The 9,821-nt window shown below is 69.0% G+C and carries 8 protein-coding genes; 4 read left to right on the plus strand and 4 right to left on the minus strand.

All coding sequences use genetic code 11. From position 1 onward, the window contains the following. The coding region (locus tag ACSAMQ_RS18405) for a type IV secretion system protein (RefSeq protein ID WP_435397052.1) at positions 1-1,017 on the minus strand (1,017 nt) is incomplete at its 3' end. 983 nt (positions 1,018-2,000) lie between these two features. On the opposite strand from ACSAMQ_RS18405, the gene ACSAMQ_RS18410 reads away from it, so the two are divergent. The 4 genes from ACSAMQ_RS18410 (at position 2,001) to ACSAMQ_RS18425 (ending at position 5,732) form a co-directional block, all read left to right on the plus strand. Next, positions 2,001-2,612, plus strand: coding sequence for a response regulator (locus tag ACSAMQ_RS18410; RefSeq protein WP_435397053.1), 612 nt, complete (start codon positions 2,001-2,003; stop codon positions 2,610-2,612). Positions 2,613-2,811: 199 nt separating this feature from the next. Next, positions 2,812-3,363, plus strand: coding sequence for a hypothetical protein (locus tag ACSAMQ_RS18415; protein WP_435397054.1), 552 nt, complete (start codon positions 2,812-2,814; stop codon positions 3,361-3,363). After that, the gene (locus tag ACSAMQ_RS18420; RefSeq protein ID WP_435397055.1) at positions 3,360-4,724 is read left to right on the plus strand and encodes an XVIPCD domain-containing protein; all 1,365 of its coding nucleotides are present in this window, start codon (positions 3,360-3,362) and stop codon (positions 4,722-4,724) included. Before ACSAMQ_RS18415 ends, ACSAMQ_RS18420 begins: the two co-directional genes overlap by 4 nt. A gap of 147 nt (positions 4,725-4,871) precedes the next feature. Next, on the plus strand, positions 4,872-5,732 hold the full coding sequence (locus ACSAMQ_RS18425; protein ID WP_435397056.1) for a plasmid replication/partition related protein: 861 nt from the start codon (positions 4,872-4,874) through the stop codon (positions 5,730-5,732). A gap of 226 nt (positions 5,733-5,958) precedes the next feature. On the opposite strand, the gene ACSAMQ_RS18430 is transcribed toward ACSAMQ_RS18425, so the two are convergent. From ACSAMQ_RS18430 to ACSAMQ_RS18440, 3 genes are all read right to left on the minus strand, one after another. Continuing rightward, positions 5,959-6,972 (minus strand): diguanylate cyclase, encoded by a 1,014-nt coding sequence (locus ACSAMQ_RS18430; protein WP_435397057.1) that lies wholly within the window; start codon positions 6,970-6,972, stop codon positions 5,959-5,961. After that, positions 6,969-7,988 (minus strand): chemotaxis response regulator protein-glutamate methylesterase, encoded by a 1,020-nt coding sequence (locus ACSAMQ_RS18435; RefSeq protein WP_435397058.1) that lies wholly within the window; start codon positions 7,986-7,988, stop codon positions 6,969-6,971. Before ACSAMQ_RS18435 ends, ACSAMQ_RS18430 begins: the two co-directional genes overlap by 4 nt. Then, a partial coding sequence (locus tag ACSAMQ_RS18440; RefSeq protein WP_435397059.1) for a hybrid sensor histidine kinase/response regulator occupies positions 7,985-9,821 on the minus strand: 1,837 nt, incomplete at its 5' end. The genes ACSAMQ_RS18440 and ACSAMQ_RS18435, both read right to left, overlap by 4 nt.

Consider the following 9,821-nt stretch of genomic DNA (forward strand, 5'->3'; position numbering starts at 1 on the left):
GCCCTGCGGCGCGGGCAGGTGCGACGCGGTCGCGGCCCGGGCCGAGGCCGCGGGTGCGGCGCCGGCGCTGCCGCCGAAGGCCGAGTAATGCACGAAGTTGCCCATGGTGCCGTTGAAGAACACCGCCGCCACCGGCGGCGCGACGACGATGAAGGTGGTCAGGATCAGGCCGATGCCGCCCTGTTGCATCGCCAGGCTGGTCATGCCTTCGGCGTCGAGGCCGACGATGCCGTTGAACGCCTTCGACACCCAGAACGCCATCGCAACCTTCGCCAACAGCTTCATCGCCATCGCCGTGACCACGCTCAGGGTCGCCATCGAGAACAAGGTGCCGAGGCCGTACAACAGCCACTTGCGGAACAATTCCTTGGTCTGCTCGAAGATCAGGCACAGGATGAACAACGGACCGAGACCGACGAACACGGCGATGCCGAACTTGTACAACAACAGCATCGCGCCGGCGGTCATCGCCGGGCTGGCCGAACCGAACCCGGCGAACAGCAGGGCGCGCGCTTTCTCCTCGCGCATCGCATCGTCGCCGTCGACCACCTGCACCGCATCGATCGCGGCCAGGGCGAGCTGGGTATAGGCCAGGTTCTGGTCGATGCTGTCGGCGGCGGTGCGGCCTTCGATGCCGGTGAAGACCTGATGGATTTCGCGGTCGAGGCTGTCGGTGAACAAGCCATGCAGGCTGCCGCCGAACATCGACATGCCGGTGGCGACCGCGACGATGACGCCGACCCGCATCGTATTGACCGCCAAGGCCATCATCGGCTCGCGCGACTGCCCGGTGACGATGCGATAGCCGGCCAGCAACACCCATAGGGTCACCAGGGTCAGGGCGATGCCGCTGGCCCAGGCCATCATCCGCCCCATCAGTTGCAGGCCGAAGACGTCGATTTCCTGACTGAAGTAGGCGTCGATCAGCTTGTAGAAGGCGAAATCGCCCAAGCCCGACTCGATGGCGGCGAGATACGCCTCATGCAGCCCGTTCGCCACGCGGTCCATCCCGGCCATGCCCGTTCCCCTTTTCGTTGCAGTCCGGGCCGCCGATGAGGCGGTCCCGATGACCGACGCCTGCGCTACGCGACTTTCGCCAGCGCGCACTCGCCATCGTCGCCCGGAGGCTTCGCCTCCGGTCCTGGAAAAACCTTACGCATCGCAGCCGCGGACACGGACCCACGTATCCTCACCCGCCCGACGGCGCGACCTCCGCGTCATCCGCCAGGGTGGTGCCTACGGCGCAAGGGCGGCGGCTTGCGGCGGCCGCTCCGGCGTGTCGCATGACGCACGCGACTCAGTGCGCTGGATCCCGACTCCCGGCTCGCGCTTTCCGGGGTGTTTCTCCGGACCGCGTTCGGGACCGCGTTTCGTCGTCGCGCTTTCTACGATCGCGCTGTTGAACGTGCTCCTGGACACGCTCGGGGACGTGCTTCGAGAGATGCTTTGAGAGGTGCTTCTTTGGCCCGTACTTTTGGAACACTCCTGGAGGAAGTTGGTCGGCGCACGCTTCGTGGCCGTGTTTTCCGGATCGCTTGCCCGATCGTTTTCAAACCGTTTTCTGTTCGTGTTTCCCGAGCGTTTCCCTGGAGCGCATTCCGCCTGTGCGACTCGACCCGCGCCACGCAAGAGGCGCGGCCGGGCGAACCGCCGGATCGCGTACCGACGACCGTGCCGCACAGCGGATATCGGTCGTGTAGACCGCGGCGCGTGCGCTCCCTCGCCGTTCGCGACCCGTCGCCTGGGAGTGACGGCGGGCTGCGCCGTCGTTGCGGATGCATCGCAGCGATGCGGAATACGGGAGTGAGGCTAGCACCGGAAATCCGCAGCGCGTTGTAGGAAAACTCTGATTCGTCGTGCGCGTTTGGCCACGCCTTGTAGACAAATGTCTACGTTCTTGTGGACACAAAGCAAATTCAAGAAGCGATGCTTGCCAACTCTGGGGTTTTGTTGAGATTAGGTGTCATCCAGATGGATCTGACTTGGCAAGAGAGTTCGTAATGATCCGCGTCTTCATGATCGACGATCACCCCCTCATGCGCACCGGAATGCGCTGGGTACTGGAAGAAGCGGGCGACATCGAAGTGGTCGGCGAGGCCGCCAACGGCCGCGACGCGCTGGCCTGGATTCCGGCCATCGCCCTCGACCTGGTGGTGTGCGATTTCGACCTGCCCGATACCGACGGCCTCGACCTGACCCGCCGCTTGCTGCGCCAGGACCCGGACCGCAAGGTCCTGATCGTGTCGATGCTCGAGCGCAGTCCGATCCCGCGGCGATTGCTTGCGGCAGGCGCGCTGGGCTACGTCAGCAAGACCAGCGATCCGCTGGTGGTGCTGCGCGCGGTGCGCGAGGTCGCCGCCGGCCGCCGCTTCCTCGACAACGCCCTGGCCTGCCAGGTGCTGTTCGACTCGTCGCCGTTCGACCAGCTCAGCCCGCGCGAGCTCGAGGTCGCGATGTTGATGGTCAAGGGCGAGAGCATTCGCCGCATCGCCGATTCGCTGCGGGTCACCGAGTCGACCGTGCGCACGATCCGCTCGCGGGTGTTCGACAAGCTCGACGTCCGCGGCGACGCCTCCCTGGTCTACCTCGCGGTCGAACATGGCCTGGCCTGATCGCGCGGCACCGCGTGCGGCGCGACCGGTCGCCGCATCGTCGACGGCTGCCGCGCCGCCCGGCGATCGTCGCAGCGCTGCGGCCCCACTTCCGCCACGAATTCGCAGGCGCCCCCATCCCGCCGCCCCCGCCGCGCCCGTCCTGGGCATCGCCTTCGTCCTGGCCCTCGGTGCCTGCACCGACCTCTCCGAGCCGACCATGCCGCATTACCGACTCAATCCGCATCCGCAGCAGCGTTACGAGGTCGTCCTGCGTCTCGACGACGCGCCCGGGCCGGTGCTGACCTTGCAGGGCACGGCCCAGTACGAAGTGGCGGACCTGTCGTGCATGCCCGAAGTGCCTGGGACCGGGGTCCGGCCGGTACCGCGGCACAGCCTGCCGGCGACTTATGTCCGCACCGAACCCCAGCGTTATCTCATCGCCGTGTACGCCGATGCGATGCGCGACGAGGATTACCACGGCCTCGGCGTCTGCCGCTGGAAACTCGCCGCCCTGCATATCGGCCTGCACCTCGCCGACCGGCAACATCGCGACATCGTCATCGATCCGACGCTGCCCGGCGAGGCCTTGCTGTCCGGGCGCGGCAGCACCCTGCATTTTTGGCGCGACGGGCGTCCACGGGTCAATCCGCAAGACGCGGTCGCCCTGGATTACCAGGGCCCGCGCACTTACCGCGAAGAGATACGTCCCGACGTCTTTTCCGTCACCTTCATTCCGAGGGCGAGCATTTCGAGGACGAGCACGCCATGAGCACCAGCAGCCAGCACTACGCCAACCTCGCCAGCGACGCCTACAGCCCGTACGAGCCGGGACGCCGCGCCCGAGGTCGCGAGGACAAGGTGCGCATCGACGAGGTGACCTACAAGATCATCGAACATGTCGACCGGCCGTCCGGTTACCAGGGCACGATCTATCAGCGCCTCGACACCGGTGCGCTCGTGGTCGCGCACCGCGGCACCGAGTTCGGACGCGAATTCGTCAAGGACGGGCTGCTCGCCGACGGCGGCATGGTCGCCGCGCGCGTCAATCGCCAGGCCGACGACGCGCTAAGCCTGACCCGCAGCGCGATGGAATACGCGCGAGACCTGAAGCACGAACTCGGCCACGAGGTGCCGGTGACGGTCACCGGCCATTCGCTAGGCGGCTGCCTGGCGCAGATCAGCGCCTACCGCTACGGCCTCAACGGCGAAACCTTCAATCCCTATGGCGCGGCGAGCCTGCGCGAGCGCATCCCGGAAGGCGGTACGCAAGTGCTCAATCACGTCATGGCCGGCGACCTCGTCAGCGCCGCCGGCCGCCATTTCGGCCGGGTCCGCATGTATGCGGTCGACCAAGAGGTGGAGACGCTGATCCGGGTCGGCCGCTATGCCGACAACGGCGACCGCCTCGATATCCGCTACGCCCTGCCCGCGGCCGCGGCCGGCTGGGAGTCGCATCGCATGCATCACTTCCTTCCGCTCGACGGCGCGGGCCGCCGCGACCGCTCGGTGCTCGACGACCCGCAGGCACAGCGGCTGGCGCAGCAGCATCGGCCGATGTTCGACAAGTACCGCAGCGACATGCTGCTGACCCGGGAGGGCGCATCGATCGGCGCGGCGCTCGCGCAAGGCGCGCGCGGCGTGGCCGGCGAGATCCTGCGCCACCTGCCCGATCGCCCGCACAATCCGTTCGACGAAGCCATGCGGCGCCCGTCGCTGCCGGCCGCGCCACCGTCCGACCCGCGCCTGGCCGGGCATCCGGACCACCGCTTGTACGGACAGGTCCGCGCCGGCGTCGCCGCGATCCAGCAGGGCCAGGGCCTGGTGCGCGGCGCGGACGGCGAACGCACCGCCGCGAGTCTGCTGGTGCTGGCCAAGCGCAGCGGTTTGAGCCGCGTCGACCAGGTCGTCGCCGGTCACGCCCCGGGCCAGCCGGAGCAGTTGTTCGTGGTCCAGGGCGATCCGCGCGATCCGGCCCATGTTCGCGCGCAGATGCCGGCCGCCGAGGCGGCGAAGACGCCGGTCGCCGAATCGATGCGCGAACTCGCCGCGCTGAACGCCCAGGCGTCCATGCCAGCCGCCGCGCCCGACCCCCAGGACCGGACCCGTCCGATGCCGATGCGCCCGCACTGAGCCCTCGCCGCTGCCGGCCGATCCGGCGCCTCGGCCGCATTGCGTCGACACAACCCGACCGGCACCGCCGCAGGCCAGGATGGGCACAGGGCTGACCGGCGCGTCGCATCTGCCTACAATGCCGCGCCCGAAGTTGCAGTGCCCGTCATGGAAATCGTCGTCAACGAAGAGCTCAAGGCCTACATCGACCCGCTGACCGAGGAGGAGCACGAAGCGCTCGAGCGCAGCATCCTCGCCGAGGGTTGTCGCGACGCACTGGTGCTGTGGGGCGACGTGCTGGTCGACGGCCACAACCGCTACGGTATCTGCCGCAAGCACGGCCTGCCGTTCCAGACCGTGCAGAACCCGCGCTTCCAGTCGATCGACGACGTCTACCTGTGGATGATCGACCAACACCTAGGCCGCCGCAGCGTGTCGGACTTCCAGCGCGGCGTGCTGGCCCTGCGCAAGCGCGAGATCCTGGCCGAGCGCGCGGCCGCTGCAGCCGCGCCGGCCACCGCCGACACCGGCAACGACGACGCGCCCTGGGACACCTCGGCACCCGAACCGGGCGCCCATGCGCCGCAACCCGCAGTGGCCGCCGCGGCCAAGCCGGCGCCGGGCGCGCGCAAGCAACGCGGCGAGATCGCCCGCGAGGCGCGCCTGAGCACCGCCCAGGTCGGCCTGATAGAAACCATCCACAAGCAGGCGGCACCGGAAGTGGTCGCCGCGGTCAAGTCCGGCACGCTTTCGCTCAATGCCGCCGCCGCGGTCGCGACCTTGCCTGAAGACGAACAGCGCGCCGCCGCCCTGGCCGGCAAGAGTGAACTCAAGGAAGCGGCCAAGCGCGTGCGCGAATCGCGGCGCAAGCCGCGCGAACCGCGCGAAGGCGATGAGGGCGAAACCTCGGCGCTGGACGCCGCGCTCGCCGACCAGGTACTGGCGCTGCGCCAACGCGTAGCCGAGCTGACCGCCGAAAACGAATCGCTGCGCGAGCAACTCGCGCTGCTGCAGGCCGCCGCGGCCTGATCGCGGATCGCAGGCCGCGGGTATACGCCGCAGCGGCCTGTCCAGGTCCACCGCTACCGACCGCCGCGGCCCGATCGAAGGCCGCGGTCACCGGTGATTTCATCGCCGACGGACGACGTCGGTGCGTGCCGGACCTCTGTGATCGTCCGCGAAGGGCCTCGGAATGCCTGCGCCGCGACGAACCGGCGGCGGCGATCGCGCGCATCGGCCGCCGCAAGGCGGCGACTCAGGGCAGTTCGCGATGGATCGCCCGGCTCTTGCCGGCGCGCTTGGCTTCGTAGAGGGCGAAGTCCGCCGCTTCGAGCAAGGGTTCGTAGGACTCCCCGCTGCACGGCGAGTAGGTCGCGCCGCCGACGCTGACGGTGACGCGGCCGATCTCGGCGGCGGTGTTCGGGATCGCCAACTCGTAGACGCTGGCGCAGATCTGCTCGGCGACGCGGCGCGCGCCTTCGGCCGGCGTCGACGGCAGCACCAGGGCGAACTCTTCGCCGCCGAAACGCGCGGCGACGTCGGCCGGGCGCTGCGCGCAACGCTGCATCGCCCCGGCCACCGCCTTGAGGGCTTCGTCGCCGATCAGATGGCCGTAGGCGTCGTTGTAGACCTTGAAGTTGTCGACATCGACCATGAGGATCGAGAAATCGTCCCGCTCGCGCACCGCGCGGCGCCATTCGGTGTCGAGATAGCTGTCGAGGTAGCGGCGGTTGTTGAGCCCGGTGAGGCCGTCGACGTCGCTGAGCCGGCGCAGCACTTCGTTCATTTCCAGCAGCTTTTGCTGGTTCTCGCTAAGCGCGCGATAGGCCGCGTCGCGTTCGATCTGGTTGAGATAGGCCTGCGAGTGGTGGCGGATGCGTGCGATCAGCTCGATCGGGTCGGGCAACTTGACCAGGTAATCGGCGGCGCCGGTGGCGAAGGCCTGGCTTTTCACCGCCGCGTCCTCCTTGCTCGACAGCACCACGATCGGCACGTTGCGCAGGCTCGCATGCATCCGATACAGATGCACCAGGGTCATGCCGTCGACCCCGGGCATCACCAGGTCCTGCATGATCACCGTCGGCTGCAGGGTCTCGGCGGTCGCGACCGCGTCGCTGGCCGAACTGCAGTAGTGGAACTCGATGTCCTGCTCGCTGGCGATCGCCCGCCGCACCGCCTCGCCGATGATCGGCTGGTCGTCGACCAGCAACACGACGAACCGGCGCTGGCGCGGCGCGGCCGGGGTAACGCTCGAAGAAGGCTCGGTCATGGGGCTTCGTTCCTGGTGTCCCCGAACAGCGACCGCAATTTCGCTGCGATTCGATCGAGGGGAAGAATGTCGACGGCGGCGCCGCGATCGGCGGCCGCCTTGGGCATGCCGTAGACGGCGCTGCTGGCCTGGTCCTGGGCGATGGTGTGATGGCCGCGCAGGCGCAGCGCGTGCAGACCGCTGGCGCCGTCGCGTCCCATCCCGGTCAGCAGCACGCCGACGATCTCGCCGGGCCAGTCCTTGTTGATGCTTTCGAAGAACACGTCGACCGAAGGCCGGTACGGTTGTTCCACCGGCTCGGGCGTATAGGCCAGCGCGCCGTCGGGTTCGAGCACGAGATGCTCGTTGGTGCCGGCCAGCAACACGCTGCCGGCGCTCGGCCGGTCGCCCGGCCGCGCCAGGCGCACCGGGTTGGCGGAAAAGCGGTTGAGCCAGTCGGCCATACTGGCGGCGAACTTCTCGTCGATGTGCTGGACCACGACGATCGCGGCCGGGAAACCGGCCGGCAAGCCGCCGAGCAACTCGGCCAGCGCCGCCGGGCCGCCGGCGGAGGCGCCGATCGCGACCAGGCGCTTGGCGCGAGTGCGGCGCGGCGGCGGCAGCTTGGCCTGCCGCGACGGCGCATCGCCGATCAGGCGTCCGATCAGGTCGATCTTGGCCAGCAGTTCCTTCGCCCCGGCATGGTCGTCGATGCCGAGGGTCGGCACGTCGGTGGCATCGATGGCGCCGTGGCCCATCGCCTCGAACACCAGCGAGGCGTTGCCGCCGACGCTGGCGGTCACCACCAGGATCGCGCAGGGGCTGCGCGCCATGATCCGGCGCGTCGCTTCGACTCCGCCCATGCCCGGCATCAGCAGGTCCATCAGCACCAAGTCGGGCGTGTCCTGGGCGCAGCGCTCCACCGCCTCCTCGCCGCTGGCGGCGGTCCAGGCGATGCGGTGTTCGCTGCGCCGGCCGATCGCGCGGCGCAGCGCTTCCACCGCCAGCGCCAGGTCGTTGACGATGCCGATCCTCATGCGGCGGCCTCGCCGATCAGGTCGACCACCGCCTGCAACAGCGCTTCCTCATGGAAGCCGCCCTTGGTCAGATAGAAATCGGCGCCGGCATCGAGGCCGCGCCGGCGGTCTTCCTCGCGGTCCTTGTACGACACGATCATGACCGGCACGCTGCGCAGGCGCGGGTCTTTCTTGATCAGGCCGACCAGCTCGATGCCGTCCATGCGCGGCATGTCGATGTCGGTGACGACCAGGTCGAAATGACCCGCGCGCACCGCGTTCCAGCCGTCCATCCCGTCTACCGCCACTTCGACCACGTACCCTCCGCTTTCGATCAGTTTGCGTTCCAGCTCGCGCACGGTGAGTGAATCGTCGACCACCAGCACCCGCTTGCGGGTCGCGGTCTGAGCGCTGTCGTCGTAACGCAGCTGGGTCAGCCGGCCGGTCGAGACCAGCCGCTCGACCGAACGCAGCAGGTCCTCGATGTCGACGATCAGCACCGGGGTGCCGTCGTCGAGCAGGGCGCCGGCGCTGATGTCCTTGACCTTGCCCAGCTGGCTCGGCAACGACTGCACCACCAGCTCGCTGACGCCGCGGAAACGCTCCACCGCCAGGCCGTATTCGTGACCGCCGCCGGGCGCGCCGAGCACGATCACATGCAGTTGTTCCGGCGCGGCCTTGGCCTCTGCGCCGCCGAGCACCTGCTGCGCCGAGACCAGGCCGATACGGCGGCCGTTCAACTGGAAATGCTGGCGCCCTTCGAGCCAGTGCACGTCGTCGCGCGCGACCATCGCGGTGCAGACGATCTGGGTCAGGGGAAAGGCATAGGCTTCCGCGCCGATCTCGACCACCAGCGCGCGCAGCACCGAGGTCGTCAGCGGCAGCAGCAACTGGAAGCGGGTGCCGCCGCCGGCCTGCGAGGACAGCCGGACCGTGCCGCGCAGTTGCTTGACCATGTTCTGCACGGCGTCGAGTCCGACCCCGCGCCCGGATATCTCGGTGACCACCTCGCGCAGGGTGAAGCCCGGCAGGAACAGGAACTCCAGCAATTCCGCCTCGCTCAGGCGCGAGGCGGTGTCCTCGTCGGCCAGGCGCCGGGAGACGACGATGCTGCGCACCCGTTCCAGATCGATGCCGCGTCCGTCGTCCTCGATGGTGATTTCGAGCAACCCGGAGACGTGGTGCGCCTCCAGCCGCACCAGGCCGCCGGCGGGCTTGTCGCTGGCGCGGCGCTGCTCGGGCGACTCGATGCCGTGGTCGACCGCATTGCGCAGCAGATGGCCGAGCGGCGCTTCGAGCTTGGCGAGCACGTCGCGGTCGACCTGGGTCTTGGCGCCGACGATCTCCAGCCGCGCCTCCTTGCCGAGTTCGCGCGCCAGGTCGCGGACCATGCGCTTGAACCCCCGGGTGCCGTCGGCGAACGGCCGCATATGGCTCGACAAGGCCTCGTCGTAGAGGCGGTGGGCGACGCTGGCGATGCGGCGTTCGAACAGGTCCAGTTGCGCGATGCGGTCGGCGAGCTGCCGCTGCGACTCGGCGATCGCCGAGCGCGCTTCCATCAGCAGCGCGTTCGCATGCGGATCGCGCGACATGCCCGGCGACACGTCGGCCAACCGGTCCAGCGCCAGCGCGCTGTCCTGCTGCAGCCGCTTGAGCCGGCTCAGCGAGCGGATATAGGGATCGAGCCAGCGCGACACCACCAGCGACTCGCCGGCCAGGCCGAGCAGACGATTGAGGCTGCGCGCGGTGATGCGCAACACGCGCTCTTCGCTTTCGGCGTCGGCCTGGGCGGTTTCGGCCGCCGCGGCGGGTTCGGCCTCGGTCCGCGCCGGCAGCGCCCGCGGCACCGCGGCC

The sequence above is a fragment of the Lysobacter sp. 1R34A genome, assembly GCF_051217035.1.
Taxonomy (GTDB): domain Bacteria; phylum Pseudomonadota; class Gammaproteobacteria; order Xanthomonadales; family Xanthomonadaceae; genus Lysobacter.